The 17,619-nt window shown below is 56.5% G+C and carries 17 protein-coding genes and 1 tRNA gene; 4 read left to right on the top strand and 14 right to left on the bottom strand.

Going from position 1 to position 17,619, the window contains the following annotated elements; translation table 11 throughout:
• Positions 1-49: 49 nt before the first annotated feature.
• The 9 genes from MTP40_RS12850 to ruvC form a co-directional block, all read right to left on the bottom strand.
• On the bottom strand, positions 50-1,252 hold the full coding sequence (locus MTP40_RS12850) for a DUF5711 family protein (protein WP_249259501.1): 1,203 nt from the start codon (positions 1,250-1,252) through the stop codon (positions 50-52).
• Entirely contained in the window at positions 1,249-1,998 is a 750-nt protein-coding gene (truA, locus tag MTP40_RS12855; protein WP_005934861.1) for a tRNA pseudouridine(38-40) synthase TruA, read from the bottom strand. Before truA ends, MTP40_RS12850 begins: the two co-directional genes overlap by 4 nt.
• 104 nt (positions 1,999-2,102) lie before the next feature.
• Positions 2,103-2,918, bottom strand: coding sequence for an energy-coupling factor transporter transmembrane component T family protein (locus tag MTP40_RS12860; protein ID WP_005934862.1), 816 nt, complete (start codon positions 2,916-2,918; stop codon positions 2,103-2,105).
• Entirely contained in the window at positions 2,912-3,832 is a 921-nt protein-coding gene (locus tag MTP40_RS12865) for an energy-coupling factor transporter ATPase (RefSeq protein ID WP_005934863.1), read from the bottom strand. The genes MTP40_RS12860 and MTP40_RS12865 overlap by 7 nt, the downstream gene beginning before the upstream one ends.
• Before the next feature lie 15 nt (positions 3,833-3,847).
• Complete coding sequence (locus MTP40_RS12870; RefSeq protein ID WP_005934864.1) at positions 3,848-4,687, bottom strand: energy-coupling factor transporter ATPase; 840 nt, start codon at positions 4,685-4,687, stop codon at positions 3,848-3,850.
• Between the two features lie 220 nt (positions 4,688-4,907).
• Positions 4,908-5,783: a class I SAM-dependent methyltransferase gene (locus MTP40_RS12875; protein WP_249259502.1), complete on the bottom strand. Its 876-nt coding sequence runs from the start codon at positions 5,781-5,783 to the stop codon at positions 4,908-4,910.
• Between the two features lie 29 nt (positions 5,784-5,812).
• Positions 5,813-6,868 carry a Holliday junction branch migration DNA helicase RuvB gene (gene ruvB, locus MTP40_RS12880; RefSeq protein ID WP_249259503.1) on the bottom strand — a complete coding sequence of 352 codons (1,056 nt, stop codon included), beginning with the start codon at positions 6,866-6,868 and terminating at the stop codon, positions 5,813-5,815.
• 3 nt (positions 6,869-6,871) lie between these two features.
• Positions 6,872-7,480 (bottom strand): Holliday junction branch migration protein RuvA, encoded by a 609-nt coding sequence (gene ruvA, locus MTP40_RS12885; protein WP_156067035.1) that lies wholly within the window; start codon positions 7,478-7,480, stop codon positions 6,872-6,874.
• A gap of 176 nt (positions 7,481-7,656) precedes the next feature.
• Entirely contained in the window at positions 7,657-8,169 is a 513-nt protein-coding gene (gene ruvC / locus MTP40_RS12890; RefSeq protein ID WP_005934868.1) for a crossover junction endodeoxyribonuclease RuvC, read from the bottom strand.
• A 223-nt stretch (positions 8,170-8,392) separates the two neighbouring features.
• Here ruvC and MTP40_RS12895 point away from each other — a divergent pair.
• The 4 genes from MTP40_RS12895 (at position 8,393) to MTP40_RS12910 (ending at position 11,758) form a co-directional block, all read left to right on the top strand.
• Positions 8,393-8,468 (top strand) — tRNA-Val (locus tag MTP40_RS12895).
• A gap of 442 nt (positions 8,469-8,910) precedes the next feature.
• Positions 8,911-9,528 (top strand): Type 1 glutamine amidotransferase-like domain-containing protein, encoded by a 618-nt coding sequence (locus tag MTP40_RS12900; protein WP_005930833.1) that lies wholly within the window; start codon positions 8,911-8,913, stop codon positions 9,526-9,528.
• Positions 9,529-9,887: 359 nt separating this feature from the next.
• Complete coding sequence (locus MTP40_RS12905) at positions 9,888-11,477, top strand: recombinase family protein (protein WP_249259504.1); 1,590 nt, start codon at positions 9,888-9,890, stop codon at positions 11,475-11,477.
• Between the two features lie 29 nt (positions 11,478-11,506).
• A complete protein-coding gene (locus MTP40_RS12910) occupies positions 11,507-11,758 on the top strand; it encodes a DUF6061 family protein (RefSeq protein WP_223474502.1) in 252 nt (83 codons plus the stop codon).
• 404 nt (positions 11,759-12,162) lie between these two features.
• On the opposite strand, the gene MTP40_RS12915 is transcribed toward MTP40_RS12910, so the two are convergent.
• The 5 genes from MTP40_RS12915 to MTP40_RS12935 form a co-directional block, all read right to left on the bottom strand.
• Positions 12,163-13,125: a hypothetical protein gene (locus MTP40_RS12915; protein WP_207685043.1), complete on the bottom strand. Its 963-nt coding sequence runs from the start codon at positions 13,123-13,125 to the stop codon at positions 12,163-12,165.
• 12 nt (positions 13,126-13,137) lie between these two features.
• Positions 13,138-14,685, bottom strand: a complete 1,548-nt coding sequence (locus MTP40_RS12920; protein ID WP_207685044.1) for a relaxase/mobilization nuclease domain-containing protein — start codon at positions 14,683-14,685, stop codon at positions 13,138-13,140.
• The gene (locus tag MTP40_RS12925; protein WP_207685045.1) at positions 14,657-15,091 is read right to left on the bottom strand and encodes a plasmid mobilization protein; all 435 of its coding nucleotides are present in this window, start codon (positions 15,089-15,091) and stop codon (positions 14,657-14,659) included. Before MTP40_RS12925 ends, MTP40_RS12920 begins: the two co-directional genes overlap by 29 nt.
• A gap of 837 nt (positions 15,092-15,928) precedes the next feature.
• Positions 15,929-16,600, bottom strand: a complete 672-nt coding sequence (locus MTP40_RS12930) for a hypothetical protein (RefSeq protein WP_097777006.1) — start codon at positions 16,598-16,600, stop codon at positions 15,929-15,931.
• 84 nt (positions 16,601-16,684) lie between these two features.
• Positions 16,685-17,599 (bottom strand): type I phosphomannose isomerase catalytic subunit, encoded by a 915-nt coding sequence (locus tag MTP40_RS12935; RefSeq protein WP_179859622.1) that lies wholly within the window; start codon positions 17,597-17,599, stop codon positions 16,685-16,687.
• Positions 17,600-17,619 lie beyond the last annotated feature (20 nt).

The following is a 17,619-nucleotide window of genomic DNA, read 5'->3' on the forward strand; positions in this document are numbered from 1 at the left end:
GCCTCTCCCTTTGGGAGAGGTGGCAATGCGCAAGCATTGACGGAGAGGGCTATTCAGCGGGTGTTTCCAACTTCTGCACCGTGTTGCCGCTGAACAGCAGCAGATCCTTGCTGTTGGCCAGCAATGCCTGCGGGCTGGTGTCAAGGTTCTGGCTCCACTGCTGGGTGCCAGATGCATCAAAGCACTCCACGGCGTTATCGGCCAGCAGATAGAACAGGTTCCCCGCCCGGACAATGGAATTTGCCGCCGAGACAGCGGCGCTGAACTGGACGTTCAGGTTTTTGTCCAGCGTCACAGCCTGAGAGACCTGCCCCGATGCCAGCAGCAGGGCCACATTGCCTGCCGCGTCCACCGAAACATCTTTCAGCTCCGTGCCCGCAAAATCATAGACCGCACGCTCGCCGCCGCCCGCATTGTAGAGCACAGCCCTGGTATCGTAGACAGCCAGGATCGTGGAAGCGGAGGTCCACCCCAGCCACTGGGGCACACCGCCCTGATTCACCAGACTGACGGGATCGCCCGATGCCAGATTGATGAGGTAGAGGTTGGTCATCACCTGTCCCCCGCTGACGGTGACGGCTGCCGCCGCCAGCTTCCGGCTGTCGGGGGAAAAGGCCATCCGCAGGGGGGTGCCGTCGTTGGAGGTCATGCTCCAGCTGAGCTGCTGCTCCATGGAGGGGCTGTATACCAGCAGCTTTGCCATGCTGGTCTGGTCCTCCGTGACCACGGCCAGCGTGCCGTTGTCCGACATGGCGCAGAGGAAAATGCTGTTTTCCAGCTGCTTGGTGTAAAGGTTCTGGGTGCGGCTCTCCACCCGCAGCTCGTTTCCGGAGCGGTTGTAGAGGACAAAGCGGGTCTTGCCCGCGGCCAGCGCCGGGCGGGCATAGCCGCTCTGGATGCTGTTCAGCTTTTTGCCGGTGCGCGACCAGACCACACAGCCCTCGTCCCCCAGCTCCACAAAGCTGCCGGTCAGGGGGGCCATCTGTTCCAGCTCGGCCACACCGGTCTGCTGGGGCCAGCCGGAGCCGGGCAGCAGGGCAATGCGGGCCGTATCGGTCAGGTCCTTCAGGGCCGCCACCGAGCTGCCCGCGATGCCGGTGGCAAACAGCACCACCGCCGTCAGCAGCACCAGCAGCACCGCCGTGCGGCGGATGCGCCGGTTCCGCACACGCTGGCGGGCAGCTTCCAGATATTCGACCCGCCCTTCCGAAAGCGGCTCGTCACTCTCCGGACGGTTGCGATTTTTTCTCATAGGTCGTAGTCCACCTTCTCCAAAAATAGCCCTTTCGCGGGCAGCGTCGGCCCGGCCTGGCTGCGGTCCCGGCTGGCAAGGATGCCGGGGATGGCATCGGGCTGCATCCGGCCCGCGCCCACCTCACACAGGGTGCCTGCCAGAATGCGCACCATGTTATAGAGGTAGCCGTCCGCTGTCACCTCAATGTCCACCTCGTCGCCCTTCCGGGTCACATGGCAGTCAGTGATGGTGCGCACGGTATCTCCGTGGGCAGCAGCAGAGGAGCCCGCCGCGCACAGGGCCAGAAAATCGTGCTTTCCCACAAACTGTTCCGCCGCCCTCTGCATGGCATCCACATCCAGCCGCCGGGGCACCCGGGTGTAATATTTTTCATCAAAAGGCGAATCGATGGGGTGGTTGTGGATGCGGTACAGGTAGGTCTTGGTATGGGCGGCATAGCGGGCGTGGAACTCCTCCGGCACCACCCGGGCGCACAGCACCCGGATATCCGGGGGCAGGTGCTGGTTGATGGCCAGCGGCAGCTTTTCGGGGGGGATGCGGGTCTCCGCGTGGAAGTTCAGCGCAAAGCCCAGCGCGTGGACCCCGGCATCGGTGCGGCTGCACCCCTTGATATCGGGGCGGCTGTGGAGCACCGCTTCCAGCCCATCCTGAAAGGTCTGGGCCACGCTCCGCCCGTTGGGCTGCACCTGAAAGCCGCAGTAATTGGTGCCGTCGTAGGCAAGGGTCAGTAAATAGTTCTGCATGGAACTCCTTCCGTCACGGCTTTGCCGTGCCACCTCCCTCAAAGAGGGAGGCTATAAGGCCCCCTCCTCGAGGGGGCTGTCGCCGCAGGCAACTGGGGGAGTTTTTAAAAATTCGGGAACACCAGTCTCGAGCTCAGGATCACCATAAAGCAGACGATGCACACCGCCAGGTCGATATAATCCTGCCGGGTGCAGCGCAGCACCTTCAGGCGGGTGCGGCCATCACCGCCGCGGTAGCAGCGGCACTCCATGGCCATGGCCAGCTCATCGGCGCGGCGGAAGGCCGAGATGAACAGCGGGATGAGCACCGGCACCAGCGCCTTGACGCGCTCCATCATGGAGCCGTTGTCCAGCATGGCACCACGGGCTTTCTGGGCGTTCATGATCTTGTCGGTCTCTTCGATCAGGGTCGGGATAAAGCGCAGGGCAATGCTCATCATCATAGCCAGCTCATGCACCGGGAAGTGCAGCCTGCCCAAAGGCTTGAGCAGCTGCTCGATGGCATCCGTCAGCACAATGGGGCTGGTGGTATAGGTCAGCAGGCTGGTGCCCGCAATCAGTGCCATCACGCGCACCGCCATCAGGATGGCATAGCGCAGGCCCTCGGCGTAGATGTTCAGCACCCAGAAGTGCACCAGCGGCTCGCCCTCGCCCGAAACAAAGAAGAGGTTGAGCACCGCGGTAAAGAGGATGATGGGCAAAATGGGCTTCAGGCTCTTGGTGATCAGCTTGAAGGGGATCTTTGCCACGCCGTACATGGCCACAAGGAATACAAGGGACAGCGTCAGGCCCAGCGGGTTGGACGCTGCAAACAGCAGGATGATGTAGACGATGGTCAGCACCAGCTTCATGCGGGGGTCGAACTTATGCACAAGGCTGTCGCCCGGGAAGTGCTGACCGATGGTGATATCTCTCAGCATGTGGCAGCGCCCCCCTTCTTTGCATCCACACGGGGCAGCACAAGGCTTTCGCCTGCGTCCCGGCGCTTCTTGGCTTCCAAAATCATCTTGACGGCATAGGGCACAGTGTAAACATCCGCCGGGACATCCACCCCCATCTCCCGCAGCTTGAGGAAGATCTTTGTGACCTGCGGCACGCTCAGGCCCAGCGCCAGCAGCTCGGGCGCACGGGCAAACACGTTCTCCACGGTGTCATACATGGCGATCTTCTTGTTGCTCATCACCAGCACACGGTCCGCGTACTTGGCAATATCCTCCATGCTGTGGGAGACCAGCAGCACGGTGGTGCCGGTCTTTTTGTGGTATTCCTTGACCTCAGACAGGATCTCGTCCCGGCCCTCGGGGTCCAGACCGGCGGCAGGCTCATCCAGCACCAGAATGCGGGGCTTCATGGCCATCACACCCGCCACGGCCACCCGGCGCTTCTGGCCGCCGGACAGCTCAAAGGGGCTGCGCTGCAGCAACGCCTCATCCAGGCCGACAAAATCCGCTGCTTCATGCACCCGTCTGTCGATCTCGGCCTCGTCCAGCCCCATGTTTCTGGGGCCAAAGGCGATATCCTTATAGCATGTTTCCTCAAACAGCTGGTACTCCGGGTACTGGAACACCAGACCGGTGAGGAAACGGAATTCCCGGATCTTTTCCGGCTCGGCCCACAGGTCGCGGCCATCGATGATGATGTGGCCGCTGGTGGGCTTGTTCAGGCCGTTCATGTGGGTGATCAGGGTACTCTTTCCGGAGCCGGTGGCACCGATGATGCCCACAAAGTCTCCCTCTTCCACCTCAAAGCTCACGTCATCCAGTGCGGTGACGGCATTGGGCATTCCCGGGTTATAGACATAACTCAGGTGATCTACTTTGATAATGCTTCCCATCTTCCGTCCCCTCCCTTACTTCAAAAGCTCATACAGAGCCTGTGCGCACGCGCCGGTGTCGATGATGCCCTCGGGCATGGGGATGCCGGCCTTGACCAGCTCATCCCGCAGCTCGGCAGCCTGCGGCACATCCAGCCGCAGGGCGCGCACCTTTTCGGTCTGGCTGAATACCTCTTTCGGGGTGCCCTCCATGACCACATTGCCCTTGCTCATCACCAGCACGCGGTCGGCCTGAGCAGCTTCTTCCATATAGTGGGTGATGGACACCACCGTGATGCCCATGTTCTTGTTCAGATGGTGGATGGTCTGCATCACCTGCTCCCGGCCCCGGGGATCAAGCATGGCGGTGGCCTCGTCCAGGATCAGGCAGTCGGGCCGCATGGCGACCACGCCCGCAATGGCAACGCGCTGCTTCTGGCCGCCGGACAGGTTGTGGGGCGCACGCTCCCGGTACTCGTAGATGCCCGCCATCTTCATCGCTTCATCCACACGGCGGCGCATCTCCTCCGGCGGCACGCCCAGATTTTCCAGCGCAAAGGCAACATCTTCCTCCACCACGGTGGCAACGATCTGGTTGTCCGGGCTCTGGAACACCATGCCCACGGTCTGGCGGATATCGTAGATCTTGTCCTCGTCTTTGGTGTCCATCCCTTCCACCAGCACAGTGCCGCTCTCCGGCAGAAGGATGGCATTGAAGTGCTTGGCCAGCGTGGATTTTCCACAGCCGTTGGCCCCCAGCACTGCCACAAATTCGCCCCGCTTCACCTCAGCCGACACGCCGTTCAGGGCGTAGTCCGGCTGTTCCGGGTCATAGCGGAACTTCAGATCTTTCGCAGTTAAAATCGTTTCTTCCATAGGTTTTCTCTTTCCGGTGGTGCGCCCTTCTCAAAAGGGCTGTACCCCATTCTAAATGACCAACCCTCTCAGACTCGCTTCGCTCGCCAGCTCCCCCAAGGGGGGAGCCATCGCATCTAAAAGGGCAGCATCTTCTGAATTCTATTTTCCCTTCCCTGAAGCCGCAATTGCCTCTCCCTCTGGGAGAGGTGGCAATGCGTCAGCATTGACGGAGAGGGCTTCATTCTTCCCAAATGGCCGTTGCGCCGCAGGGCACAACGCCGCCGGTGGCGGAAACGGGCAGGCCGATCTCATCACAGCTGGTCTTGCCGCCAAAGCGGGGCACCAGCGTGGTCTTGAGCATATACTCCATGACCGCGGGGGACAGGCCGGTGGTGTAGCTGTTGACCGCAAAGAAGAGGGGCGTATCGCTCAGCACTTCCTCGCACTGGCTGATGAGCTCGTAGATGCAGTCCTCCAGCTTCCAGATCTCGCCGCCGGGGCCGCGGCCGTAGCTGGGCGGGTCCATGATGATGCCATCGTAGGTGTTGCCCCGGCGCTTTTCCCGGGCCACGAACTTGGCGCAGTCGTCCACCAGCCAGCGGATGGGCCGGTCCGCCAGACCACTGGCCACGGCGTTGTCCTTGCCCCACGCTACGATGCCCTTGGACGCATCCACATGGCAGACGGCAGCACCCGCAGCGGCACAGGCCAGCGTTGCGCCGCCGGTGTAGCCAAACAGGTTCAGCACCTTGACAGGGCGGCCTGCCGCACGGATCTTTTGGGCGTACCAGGCCCAGTTAACGGCCTGCTCCGGGAACACGCCGGTGTGCTTGAAGCCGGTGGGGCTGACGATAAGGGTCAGCTTGTCCTCGCCCTCACCGCAGGAGATCTTCCACTTCTCAGGCAGACGGCGGCGGTACTCCCACTCTCCGCCCCCCTGATTGGAGCGGTGGTAGATGGCATCGGCCTTGGCCCAGAGCGGGCTCTGCTTCTCGGTTTTCCACACCACCTGCGGGTCGGGCCGGATGAGGATGGTCTCTCCCCAGCGCTCCAGGCGGTTGCCGCCGGTGGCATCCAGCAGCTCGTAATCTTTCCAACTATCTGCAGGGCGCATAAGCGTCCTCCTTTCTCTCTTCAAACGGCTCAGAACAGGCTCTGCTGGCCGTTGTCCTCCGGGCTTCCGTTCTCGGGGGCTTTCAGGCCCAGGTGCTCATAGGCAAGGCGGGTGGCACAGCGGCCCCGGGGAGTGCGGGTCAGAAAGCCCATCTGCATCAGGTAGGGCTCACACAGGTCCTCCAGCGTCACGGCCTCCTCGCCCAGCGCCGCCGCCAGCGTTTCCAGGCCCACAGGGCCGCCGTTGTACATCTCAATGATGGCGCGGAGCAGGCTGCGGTCCAGCTCGTCCAGACCCAGCGCGTCCACATCCATCCGCTTCAGGCTCATCAGGGAAACGTCCCGGTCGATGATGCCATCCCCCAGCACGGTGGCAAAGTCGCGGACACGCTTCAAGAAGCGGTTTGCCACGCGGGGGGTGCCCCGGCTGCATTTGGCCAGCTCGTAAGCGCCCTCCGGGGTGATGGGCTGGTCGAGGATGCCCGCCGAGCGCTGGATGATCCGGCTCAGCTCATCGGGGCTGTACAGCTCCAGCTTGAGCAGCACACCGAAGCGGTCCCGCAGGGGGCCGGTGATCTGGCCCGCACGGGTGGTAGCGCCCACCAGCGTGAAGCGGGGCAGGTTGATCCGGATGCTCTGGGCGCTGGGGCCCTTGCCGATCATAATATCCAGCGCGTAATCCTCCAGCGCCGGGTAGAGCACCTCCTCCACCTGCCGGGACAGGCGGTGGATCTCATCAATGAAGAGCACATCGCCCTCCTGCAGATTGGTCAGCAGGGCGGCAAGGTCGCCGGGCTTCTCAATGGCAGGGCCGCTGGTGATGCGGATCTGCACCCCCATCTCGTTGGCGATGATGCCCGCCAGCGTAGTCTTGCCCAGGCCCGGGGGGCCGTAGAGCAGGATGTGATCCATGGGCTCGCCGCGCCGCTTGGCGGCTTCCAGATAAATTTTCAGGTTCTGTTTGACCTTGTCCTGTCCGATGTAGTCCTCCAGATGCTGCGGGCGAAGGCTGTTTTCCTCGTTGTCCGCCGCCGTTAAGCTGGGCTGCATCATTTTTGCGCCATAGAGCGCGGTTTCGTCCTGCATGGATTACCTCCTGCCTGCCATGCCCCGCAGGGCCAGCTTGATGATCTCTTCCACGGGAAGGCTTGCGTCGATCTTGGAAACGGCCAGGGCTGCTTCGCTCTGGCTGTACCCCAGCGAGACCAGCGCCGCAATGGCCTGCCCGGCTCCCTGTGCGGCGGGGGCGGCAGTGGCCGCGCCCACATCCTCAAGGTTGATGCCATCTACAAAGCCCTTTGCTACCTTATCCTTCAGCTCCAGCACGATGCGCTGGGCCAGCTTGGGGCCTACGCCGGATGCCGCCTTGAAGGCCTTGTGGTCGCCTGCCGAGATCGCCAGCGCCACCCGGTCAGGCTCCATGACACTGAGAATGGCAAGGCCCACCTTGGGGCCCACACCGGAAACGGCGGTCAGCAGCTCAAAGCAGCTCTGCTGCTCCTCAGTGGCAAAGCCATACAGGCTGATGTCATTTTCGGTCACGCTCATCACGGTGTAAAGGGTGGCTTCCCTGCCCACCCCGGGCAGTGCGCCCGCAACGCTGGTCGGGCACTGCACATAGTAGCCCACCCCGCCGCAGCTCACCACAACAGCGTTCAGGGTCTTTTTGATGATTTTTCCGGATAGACTGTAAATCATAGTTTTCCTCCAGCAGCCTTCCCCTCTCAGTCTCGCATTCGCTCGCCAGCTCCCCCAAAGGGGGAGCCAAAGCATCGAATCAGGCAGCTGCTACTGTACTCATCCACTGATACCAAAAGCCGCGATTGCCTCTCCCTTCGGGAGAGGTGGCAATGCGCAGCATTGACGGAGAGGGCTCAAATCGGCCCAACGCCCCTTCTTGCAAAGCGGTTCAGCTGGTTGCCGTTGGTATGGCAAAAGGTGATAGCCATGGCCAGTGCATCGGCGGTATCATCAGGCTTTGGCACAGCGGGCAGATGCAGCAGGATGCGGGTCATCTCCTGCACCTGCTTTTTCACGGCCTTGCCGTAGCCGGTAACGGCCTGTTTCACCTGCATGGGGGTGTACTCGTAGATAGGGATGCCCGCCTGCGCCGCCGCCAGCAGGATGACCCCGCGGGCCTCGGCCACGCCGATCACAGTGGTCTGGTTGTGCTGGTAGAACAGCTTTTCGATGGCAAGCACCTCAGGCTGTGTCCGTTCGATGACCTCCCGGATGCCGGTGTAGACCTCGTCCAGCCGCTGCTCAAACGGCACCCCGGCATCGGTGCACACGGCCCCGAAATCCACCGGTGCAAACCGGTTGCCCGCATAGTCCAAAACGCCCCAGCCCACAATGGCGTAACCCGGGTCGATGCCCAAAACTCTCATTCTGCGATACCTTTCCTATTATAATCAATGTATTATACCACAAACCGGCGTTCAGGGCAACGGAAACGCCTTGGGGCGGTTTACAAAATGTGCGCTGGGCGGCTGATTTTCTATCCACAGTAAACCGGACATCAAAAAGTTTGCAGAATTTTCAAAAAAGGGCTTGCTTTTTGCCCGGCGGTATGATATCATAATCAAGCTGATTGCGGCACAAACAGAATATGGACGGTTAGCTCAGCTGGTAGAGCATCTGCTTGACGTGCAGGAGGTCACAGGTTCGAGTCCTGTACCGTCCACCATACAGTTCGTACTCGAACCCGATTCTTTACGAAAAAGGGTTCGGGTACGTTTTTTGTTTATCGGAGGTTTTGCGGAAGGACTACTCGGAACGGTAAACGAGCAAAGGCAGGGTATCACTATGATAGTGGTATCCTGCCTTTTGCTTTGCGGAATCAAGTTCGCTTTGTGCGAACTTGGTCGTCCCCCTATATGGCGCGTTTGGGAGTAGTCGCTGCGTACGTGCGTACCGGGAGCCTGTACACCTCTGACAAGGTGTAACACACTAGACTTTGTGCCAAAGTCTGTGTGCCAAGGGGTCAAGCCCCTTAGAATCCCTGCGGAGCGTGTACGCACGTACGCAGAAAAATGGCAAAATTTCACTATATCGGGGTGTTCTTTCATGGTGGAGTGTGGTATACTCGGCTTAGCCCAGTAAATCGGAGTTTGACGAGGTAAAAGAATATGAATGGAAAACATCTATTTCTTACATCTGCAGGGTTGACCGATAAGATGAAAGAGAAATTCTTTGATATTATTGGAAAGTGTCCGAAGGATGTGAAAGTGCTTTATATTCCAACAGCTGGCATTGAAACAGATGGTGCAAGAGAGTCGCTTGCAATATGTTTTCATGAACTCTTTCTAATGGGAATTCAGTACGAAAATATATTAGTGTACAATCTGGAATTAATTCTTTCAAAAGACTATCAAAGAACCTATTCTTCGTATGTTACAACCCCGTTTATGCTTACAAGGCTATTAACTTTTGAAGAATTAAACCAATTTGATGCTGTTTTTGTCAGTGGTGGTGATGTATCTGTGCTTTGTCGTGAAATGTCTAGAACTGGTTTTGATAGAATACTTAATAATGCAATTAAAAACGGACTTATATATGTCGGAATCAGTGCAGGAAGTATGTATGCGGCGGGAAATTTAACAGATGGATTACATATTATTGACAATCCTATTATCCCCCATTGGAATGGTTCTGAAACAACAGTATTACCGAACGGCAAAGATGAGATTAAGCTTGCTGATGGAAAAGCTGTTTATGTAGAGGATAATTACATGAGTGTAATATGATGCACATGTAGGATTAGTCAAATTCCAGTTTGCCGTACTCGTTCCAGCAGGGTTTGGGGCAGGCACGCCCCAACAAGAAGCTGTCCCAAAGGGGCAAGAATTTTCAAGAATTGAAAATTTGTGGCCACGGGACGATTCTTGCTCTCAGCTAATAAGCTCAAATTCGATTTTCCGTAATTGTTTCCAAATTGTTAAAACGCATAAGCGGGCAAAGAACTTTTTTCTTCTGAAGTGGTGGTGTTCACGATGAGCACCACCACTTTTCCGTTTTGTTTTTCTTGCAAACAGGTGGGAAATATGGTATATAGGTTATACGAAACATTGCGTTGATTCAATGATGTGCAAAGAGAGGTGCTACCATGACCGCCGTAATCTACGCCCGCTATTCATCCGACAGTCAGCGCGAAGCGTCCATTGAGGGACAACTGCGCGACTGCAAGGACTACGCCGAGAAGAACGGCATCACTGTGGTCGGCACTTACATTGACCGTGCCTATTCTGCCAAGACGGATGACCGCCCGGAGTTCCAGCACATGATAAAGGACAGCGCGAAGAAAATCTTCGATGTGGTTCTGGTCTGGAAGCTCGACCGCTTTGCCCGAAATCGCTACGATGCCGTGAACTACAAGCACCAGTTGGAAAAGAACGGTGTCCATCTGGTGTCTGCCATGGAACCCATTTCGCAGGGGCCTGAAGGCATTATGGTGGAGAGTATGCTTATCGGCATGGCGGAATACTATTCCGCCGAACTCGCCCTGAAAGTGGCGCGCGGTGAGCGCGAAAATGCACTCCAATGCAAATACAACGGCGGTGTAGTGCCGCTGGGTTTCACCATTGGCAAGGAGGACAGGCTGTACCATATCGACCCGGAAACGGCTCCCATTGTACAGGAGATATTCACCCGGTACGCCGATGGAGAACCAGCCGAGAAAATCGCGGCATCTCTGAACGAGCGCGGCCTGCGCACCCGAACCGGAAAGCCGTTTGTGAAGAACAGCTTCTTCCAGATTTTCCGGAACCGCCGCTACATCGGCGAATACCGTTACAAGGACATTGTGACACCGGGCGGCATCCCGGCCATTATTGACCAAGACTTGTTTGACCGGGTGCAGCAGCGTTTCGAACAAAACAAGATTGCCCATGGTCGGCCTGCAAAAGAGGATGTGAGCTATCTTCTGACTACCAAGCTGTTCTGCGGCAAGTGCGGCACCCTGATGGGCGGCGAAAGCGGTACAAGCCACATGGGAACCACCTACTATTACTACAAGTGCGGCAATGCCAAACGCCACGGCAAGGCGCACTGTGACCTGAAAGCCATCCGCAAAGAGCCGCTGGAACGGTTCGTGGTAGATACTGCCATTAAGGTGATTTTCAGCGATGAAATTATCGAACGGCTGATAGATTTAGTCATGGAAGCCCAGCAGCAGGAGAACGCCCGGCTGCCTGTCCTGAAAGAGCAGCTCCGGGACACGGAGAAGCGGCTGGCAAACCTTCTGGAAGCTATTGAACAGGGCATCCTGACCCCGACCACCAAGCAGCGGTTGGACGAGCTGGAAGCCCGGAAAGAAGCTCTGAACACCAGTATTCTGGAGGAAGAACTGAAAAAGCCCGTCCTGACCCGTGAATGGATTCGGTTCTGGCTTGAGAAATTCCGCAAGGGTGACGTGGGCAGCACGGAACACCAGCGGCAGATCATTGATACCTTTGTCAACTCGGTCTACGTCTTTGATGACCGGGTCGTACTCAACTTCAACTTCACGGACGATGCCAAGACGGTCACCCGTGAGGAAGTGTTGGGTTCGAGTGCTGTGGACAATGCTCCACCAAACAAGAAAAATCCGAACCTATTTCCGATTGGAGAAGGGTTCGGATTTTTCGTTTTCTTCGGGTTTGAGAATGAAGGCTCCCGTGGACGGCGCAAAACTCCGATACCTTGTCATAGACCGTAAGACAATCACAAGATTTGGAGGGTATGATTATGAAGTACGATGAAAGAGCCTGCAAGTTTAATATAGACACTGGCTGCGTGGAACTGCTGCTCCGGGACGGGAGAAAAATTTCCATTGACTGCACTGGGGTCGAGGATGCGCTGGATGTTACCATGGCGCAGAGGTCTGAACTGGACTACCTCATCTATAACGACCCGCTGGCGTATGCCGAACTGATCCTGAACGGTGAGCCGGAGGAGTATCTGAGAAATGCGGCTGCAAGTCACGGATTAGAGGACTGAACACAAAAACAGGGTGCGCCCTGCCGGACGCACCCTGCCAAAATCCACACACGATAAGTAAGGCAGGGAGTTCCCCCACGGGAACTTCCTGTTTCTCTTTGCCGGAGAGATGAGCCTGCTCCGCCTGCCACGCAGCAAACTCCCGTTGACCTTCCTCGCTGTTCCAGCAGGCAAGGATGGCCGGGTAGAATGCCCGTGCCAGACGGTCAATGACTTCATCGGGGTAGGGGGAAGTGTTTGTGGACTTTTTCTTTTTGTTCAAACGCACGCTCCTTTGATCGTCCCACCATGGCAAAGCCGGGCAAGAAAATCAAAGCTCCATTTTTATCAGGCGCAAGGGCGCGGAAGTTTTCTGCCTTGCACTTGCGGCTGGTGGCTCGTTGATGGCTTACAAGTGCCTGTCGTTATGCGGTCTTTTCAGCTTCTTCGATGGTTTCAGAAAGAATCTGCTCCATGCAGGCTTCTAGCTCGTTCAGATAGTGGGCTGGCCGCTGCATGGCGTAGCGGAGAACCTTCTGCTTTTCCGGGTCAGAAAGATAACTCTGATTATTTTTGAGCACTCGCTTCCATGTGTTTCGCATCATTTCCGTGGCCATGCTCAGCGTCTTGTAGACCTTCATGCACTCGTCCGGGACTTGGTATCCCTTGAACTGCTCGGGGTCGGATGTGGGCATCGGAACCGGCACGTCTGCTTTGGGGTCTGCATTTGCAGCCTCCATTCCTTTCGTGATTTCCGGGTGCATGATCTCGGCAAATACGTCTTGCCGTTTGGCAGGACTGCTCTGCACGAGCTTGGACATTTCTTCATTCGTGAACTTCACTTCACCGGAAAAGACTTTCTGCTTGATGCCGGGAGAGAGATTATCTGCGATGTCGATGCCTCGCGTGTAGTGGCTGGCACGGAGAACAGAGGCACGGCTGACACCGTTTTCCTCTGCGATCCGGTCGCAGGTTTTCTTCCCGGAGTGGTGGTTATCATCGTGAGCACCACCACTTTTCTTTGCTAAAGTGTACTGGTTGCCCCGAAAGATTTTTGCGGCTTTCTTCTCGGCTTCATACTGTTTGCCAATCAGATAACGCTTCTGTTCGGGGCTCAGGTTGCGCCGCCCCAACTGGTTTCTGCAAATCCACGCAAGGGCTTCTTCGCGATTCTCGAATCGGAGCGGCATGGTGGAGAAATAAATCTCCGGGTGTTTCTGGAGAATGGCATAACGATTGTGGCCGTCAACAAGGATGTTATTCCAAACGATCAAAGGAGAAAGCAGTTTGCCTTCTTTGAGGATGTTTTCTTCAAGCTGCTTATACTCATCGTCCGTCAGCGGCGGAATCTGATTCTGGAACTCCGGGTCGATTTTCAAGTTGATCATACGCACACTCCTTTATCTCTCCTGCTGCGCCGGTTCTTCCTCCCGGAAAAAGGACGCAACATTCTGCTTTGCGGTTTTCAGTTTGAGCAGTTCTTCCTTGGTTTCCTTGTACTGCTCGTAGAACTTTGCCTTTTCGGATGCCAGCTGCGCATACTCGGCTTCCAACTTGTTCGGGCTGGGCAGCTTGGTGATGTTGTTTGCCTTGAGATAGGCTGCTGCCGTCCGGTACGCTGTCAGTTCTGCACGGTGCTGTTCTTCAAAGGCTGCGGGGGATTTGACAGTTTTCAGTTTCTGCGCAAGCGGTCGGTACTGCTTGTAGGCAGCAGCGTGGCTGCGCAGCTTCTTGTTTTCTGCCATGCGGGTTTCGAGGTCTTTCACTACGGCCAGCGATTCATGGAACTTGGTGTCAAGCTCTGCGATTCTCTGGTCGAGTGCATCCTCGTTGAGCAGACCTTTTTCCTGCAAGAGGATCAAGGTCTGTGCCATGGCTTTGAGGTTGTGCTTTTTCGCCCAACGCTCGTAGCCGATGCCCTTGCCCTGCTTCAGCTTTGCCTGAATGTCCACCAGTTTCTGAATCTTATCGGGCTTGTCTGCTGCGATGGGCTGGACGGTCGGAGCAAGCCGGATGTTCTGAGCGAGTGCGGCAAGCACCTGCTCTTTCTCAAACTTCTTGCTCAGCTTCCGGGCGGTGATGAATTTTACCCGATTGGACGGGCAGTAGCTCAATCGCCCTCGGCTCTCTTTCACGGCAATGCCATGTTCCTGCAAGAGCAATGCAGAAAATTCATCGAAGGTGGTGGCTTTCTTCAGCACGGAGTCGATTTGCCTGCGCAGAGTTTCCAGTTCCGTCTGGTAAACAGTCTGCTTGGGAGCCTTCCCTTCTGCAAGCAATCTGGCGTTGGCATGGTCGAGACATTGCTGCCAGCGCCGCCGTGCCCAGTATTCCCGTTCAGAAATACGGTCGCCTTGTGCTTCCAGTAGATTGATCTGATGCAGGTCAGCGTGTTCGCACATTTCCATGACTGCGACACGCAGGTGCCGCATGGTCTGGGCTGTGCTGGAGTGCTTCATGCCCTCACGCCAGTCACGAGGCTTCTGCATATAGGGCTTGCGTTCCACTTCTCGTGTGCGGATGCTGCCGATCACGATGTGGACGTGGATATTTCCCGAATGGTTATGCCCATCCGGGTGGGTGCAGACGATGGCAGGATGACCGGGAAAGTTTTCTTTACAGAAGTTCAGGCCGAGAGCCTGTGCTTTTTCCATGGTCAAGCCGTTGTCGGCTGCATCTCTGGGGTCAAAGCTGATGATATACTGGTGGCTCTTAATATCATCGGGGTGGTTGTTCTTGTTGTACTTTCGGTTTGCCAGCAGGCAGGCCGTTGCAAACGAGAAATCGCCGCATTCAAGCGTATCCAGAATGTACGAATCCCGCAGCATGGGCCTGCCTTGTTCATCAAGAAGCTGCTTCCCGGTGAACGCATCGTGCTGGTAAATCAGGTACGCTTCGATGGCGGAGTAGTCCGAATTCTTAGAGGCGATATGCTTGAGCGTTGCCATACAGTTCACCAAGAATTTTCTCGGCGTTGAGCCGGAAGGCAGTCAGGTCTGTAAGTTCGTCAAGAAGTTTCGCCCGGAGTTGTTCGGTATCTGCTCCACCGGAGTTGAAGTGTCGTGCGAGTTGATTCAGGTTTCCGCCCACCTTGCCGCACTGGGCAAGCAGAGTGGAAACGGCGTTCAGGGTTTCTTCTCCGCCGCCGGCAACGACAACCGTGCGCTCGATCTTCGCACTGTGCAGCGCACGGCGGATGAGGGTGGACAGGGAGAGATGAAGGAGTTTTGCTGTGCATTGGAGTTCCATCTTTTCAGTTTCCGTCACACGGAACTTGATGATGTGCGTTTTGTTGTTCGGCGTGTCGTGGCGGTGGGTCGTGCTGGGATTCGCTTTGACATTCGTTTTGTTCATTGAACCTCCTGTCGTTTCGCTAGCTCCTCGGTGGAACTATGTAAGCACGACACGCCGTTCTTTCGCACCAACGGTGCGAAATATGAGCAGGGTTTGGGGCAGGCACGCCCCAACAAGATCACATCAAAACTCGCAAGAGTTGCAGATGTGAAGTCCCGGTGGAACACAAGATTTTCAAGAATTGAAAATTTGTGGCCACGGGACGGTTCTTGCCCTCTACCGCTGCGCTCAAAACGCATTTTCAACAAATGTTTCCGAATTGTTAAGGCGCAAAAATAAGTAGAGATTTCCACTGCTCGTGTATGTTGATCGCCGTTTGACCCGAACGAAGTTCCTGCCCCTGTTTTGCAGCGGCGTTTTCCGGCTCGCCCACAGAAAGTGTGAGGTCATGGCACGATATCACGTTCAGACGGCTTATGAAGGATTCAAGGTTCGGTATGAAGAAAGCCGGGCGCAGTGTGGACACTACAACCTGCTTCTTTCAAACACAAGAATAACACTTTGAGGTTGTGTAGTCAACAACCGAAAATGAATTTTGGAAATTTGTACAACCACATAAGATTTTATTTGTGAAAAAGAAAAATACCGCCCACGCAGTACAGGCGAAGGATTTTGTCGGGTGAAACAGACGGCAAAATGATCGGGTGTGTTGCGGGGCGGCATGTTCTTTCTGGATAATCACTCGCTGAAAGTGGTGGTTATCACGGTGAGAACCACCACTTTTGTCAGCAGGATTTGGAATAAAGGGTATCATGGAAGTGCAGGTGCGTCAATATGGTTTTGCAAAATTTATCGTGGTAAAGTGGCAGAAGTAAGACTTTCTACGAATTCAGAAAATCAAATGAGCTTCTCCCACAGCGCATCTCCTGTGGTGAGGGATTCTTCCTCCACGCCTTCACTCAGACGCCTTGCCACATACCATTCTGCGCCGCTTTTGCTTTGCACTCCGGCAAGGGCGGTGTCGTCCAGCAGCACGGCAAAATCGGAAACGCTCAGGCTGTCGCCCTCCTGCGGGTCAGTACCGTCCAGCAGACGGAAACAGCCGTACCGCTGCTCCATTGCCGCCGGGTCGTCCACGATGAAGATCATGCTCTCGCAGAGATAAAAATCAGAATTGAGCTTGTCCTCACTGGATTCCATCAGCTTGCGCAGGGAGGAATCCTGTCCATCGTAATCCAGCGCAAGCCAGATGCTCTTCACGTTGACTTTTACTTTCCCGTCCCCGTTCACATCATCGGCCGCAGCTTCCAATTTGGTTTCCACCTCGGACAGGAACGCCGCGTCCGGGTCAATACGCCCCACGACCGCTACCGTATAGTCCGGCTTCACCTCGGTGACACGGCTCCACACAAAATACCCGACCGCCAGCACCGCCGCGGCAATGAGCACCACATAATACCAGTGATAATGCCACCAGTTGGCGCGGGCTTCGGCAGGCGTCAGCTCCCGGGTTTTTTCCGGCACAAGATCCTCGGGGGAAATGTTGCGTTCGTAGCGGTAGGATGCCATGGCAGTGTCCTCTTTTCGTTTCAGTCTTGATAGCTATATCATAGCATAAACTCCCGGACTGTGTATACGATCCGGGAGTTTTGTTTACACGCGGGTGCGCAGGCACTTGAGATCCGTGCCGCTCACCGTATATTCCCCGGTGCCTGCCGGGATAAAGAAGCTCTCGCCCTTTTGGATGGGCAGGCTCTCGCCGGTGGCGGTCTCGGTCAGGGTCCCCTCTCCTTCCAGGATCAGCAGAGAAGTAAAGGAAACATCATCGCAGATATCCTTGAAGCTGCCCTCCACGGCATCCACCGTAAAGTAATCGCACTGTGCCAGATGGCCGTGGAAGTCGTGAGCAACAGGCGGCTTGCGTTCGGTCACATCCAGAGCCTGCGGGATGTGGAGCTGGCGGGGCTTGCCGTCTGCACCCTTGCGGCCATAATCGTAAATGCGGTAGGTGACGTTGGAATTCTGCTGAATCTCAGCCACCACGATGCCCTTGCGGATGGCGTGGAGCGTGCCGGAGGGGATGAATAAGCAGTCGCCTTTTTTCACCGGGACGGCGTTCAGCACCTCGGTCAGGGTGTTGTCCTTGATGCGGTGCTCAAACTCCTCTTTGCTGATCTCATGGGTGAAGCCATAGTAGAGGGTCGCACCCGGTTCTGCCTCCAGCACATACCACATTTCGGTCTTGCCGTACTGGTGTTCGTGCTCCAGGGCGTAGGCGTTAGAGGGGTGCACCTGAATGGACAGGTCCTTCTTGGCGTCGATGAGCTTTGCCAGAATGGGGAACTCCTCGAACTTTACGCAGTCGGTGCCAAGGCAGCCGGGGTGCGCGTCAATGTACTGCTGCAAAGTCGTGCCGTCCGGCAGGTAGCTGGGGCCGTCCGGGTGGCAGGAGAGCATCCACGCCTCACTCAAGGGGTGCATCTCGCTCTGGATGCCGTACTCGGTACGCAGTTTTTCGCCGCCCCAGAGGTAGTCCTTGCAGCTTGGTTTCAGTTGAATCGTTTTCATCTTGCATACCTCCAATATGC

Origin of the sequence: Faecalibacterium sp. IP-3-29 (genome assembly GCF_023347335.1) — a bacterium.
Classification (GTDB): Bacteria; Bacillota; Clostridia; order Oscillospirales; family Ruminococcaceae; genus Faecalibacterium; species Faecalibacterium duncaniae.

Excerpts from the sequence above, each read along its gene's own strand:
- MTP40_RS12850 (WP_249259501.1), bottom strand. The coding sequence starts at position 1,252 with ATGAGAAAAAATCGCAACCGTCCGGAGAGTGACGAGCCGCTTTCGGAA.
- truA (WP_005934861.1), bottom strand. The coding sequence starts at position 1,998 with ATGCAGAACTATTTACTGACCCTTGCCTACGACGGCACCAATTACTGC.
- MTP40_RS12860 (WP_005934862.1), bottom strand. The coding sequence starts at position 2,918 with ATGCTGAGAGATATCACCATCGGTCAGCACTTCCCGGGCGACAGCCTT.
- MTP40_RS12865 (WP_005934863.1), bottom strand. The coding sequence starts at position 3,832 with ATGGGAAGCATTATCAAAGTAGATCACCTGAGTTATGTCTATAACCCG.
- MTP40_RS12870 (WP_005934864.1), bottom strand. The coding sequence starts at position 4,687 with ATGGAAGAAACGATTTTAACTGCGAAAGATCTGAAGTTCCGCTATGAC.
- MTP40_RS12875 (WP_249259502.1), bottom strand. The coding sequence starts at position 5,783 with ATGCGCCCTGCAGATAGTTGGAAAGATTACGAGCTGCTGGATGCCACC.
- ruvB (WP_249259503.1), bottom strand. The coding sequence starts at position 6,868 with ATGCAGGACGAAACCGCGCTCTATGGCGCAAAAATGATGCAGCCCAGC.
- ruvA (WP_156067035.1), bottom strand. The coding sequence starts at position 7,480 with ATGATTTACAGTCTATCCGGAAAAATCATCAAAAAGACCCTGAACGCT.
- ruvC (WP_005934868.1), bottom strand. The coding sequence starts at position 8,169 with ATGAGAGTTTTGGGCATCGACCCGGGTTACGCCATTGTGGGCTGGGGC.
- MTP40_RS12900 (WP_005930833.1), top strand. The coding sequence starts at position 8,911 with ATGAATGGAAAACATCTATTTCTTACATCTGCAGGGTTGACCGATAAG.
- MTP40_RS12905 (WP_249259504.1), top strand. The coding sequence starts at position 9,888 with ATGACCGCCGTAATCTACGCCCGCTATTCATCCGACAGTCAGCGCGAA.
- MTP40_RS12910 (WP_223474502.1), top strand. The coding sequence starts at position 11,507 with ATGAAGTACGATGAAAGAGCCTGCAAGTTTAATATAGACACTGGCTGC.
- MTP40_RS12915 (WP_207685043.1), bottom strand. The coding sequence starts at position 13,125 with ATGATCAACTTGAAAATCGACCCGGAGTTCCAGAATCAGATTCCGCCG.
- MTP40_RS12920 (WP_207685044.1), bottom strand. The coding sequence starts at position 14,685 with ATGGCAACGCTCAAGCATATCGCCTCTAAGAATTCGGACTACTCCGCC.
- MTP40_RS12925 (WP_207685045.1), bottom strand. The coding sequence starts at position 15,091 with ATGAACAAAACGAATGTCAAAGCGAATCCCAGCACGACCCACCGCCAC.
- MTP40_RS12930 (WP_097777006.1), bottom strand. The coding sequence starts at position 16,600 with ATGGCATCCTACCGCTACGAACGCAACATTTCCCCCGAGGATCTTGTG.
- MTP40_RS12935 (WP_179859622.1), bottom strand. The coding sequence starts at position 17,599 with ATGAAAACGATTCAACTGAAACCAAGCTGCAAGGACTACCTCTGGGGC.